Annotated in this window: 1 protein-coding gene; it reads left to right on the plus strand. The window is 73.7% G+C overall.

Annotated features, from left to right (window positions below; translation table 11 throughout):
• Positions 1-698: ROK family protein (locus L0P92_RS44750; RefSeq protein ID WP_234768851.1), on the plus strand; the 698-nt coding region annotated here is incomplete at its 5' end.
• Between the last annotated feature and the right edge of the window lie 74 nt (positions 699-772).

Below are 772 nucleotides of genomic sequence, written 5' to 3' on the forward strand. Positions count from 1 at the left end.
CAAGCTGGCACACCCCCGCCCTCCTCGACGAACTCGCCGCGGCCCTGCCGATGCCGGTCGAGTACGAGAACGACGTCAACCTCGTGGCAGTGGCCGAGCAGCGGCTCGGCGCGGCCCGCGGCCACGAGGACTTCGTACTGCTGTGGAACGAGGGCGGCCTCGGCGCCGCCCTGGTCCTCGGCGGTCGGCTGCACCGCGGCTGGACCGGCGGCGCGGGCGAGGTGGGTTTCCTGCCGGTTCCCGGCACCCCGCTGGTCCGACAGGTGACCAAAGCCAACAGTGGCGGCTACCAGGAGCTGGCCGGCTCCCAGGCGATCCCCCGGCTCGCCCGCGAACTCGGCATGTCGAGCATCCCGTCGACGCCGTACGCCGAGGCCGCCGCCGCCCTCGTCGAACGAGCCGCCACCGAGGACACCGTCCTGCACCGGCTGCTCCTGCAGACCTACGCGACCCGGCTGGCCACCGGTCTGGCCTCCCTGGTCTCCGTCCTCGACCCCGAACTGGTCGTCCTCAGCGGCGCCTCCCTCACCGCCGGCGGCGACGTGCTGCGCGCCCTCGTCCAGGACGAGCTGGAGGAGTTGGCGGCGGCCCGCCCCCGGCTCGTCGTCGGCGACGTCCGTGAACACCCCGTACTGCGGGGCGCGTTGGAGAGCGCGCTGGCGACGACACGCGACGAGGTCTTCGACACCGGCCGCTGAGGCCCGCTCCCCCTCGACGCCCAACTCGACGCCTCACCTCAACCTCTCAGCCCCACCCCCCGCCTTCCTCACCC

This window comes from Streptomyces muensis (assembly GCF_021474425.1).
GTDB classification, from domain to species: Bacteria; Actinomycetota; Actinomycetes; order Streptomycetales; family Streptomycetaceae; genus Streptomyces; species Streptomyces muensis.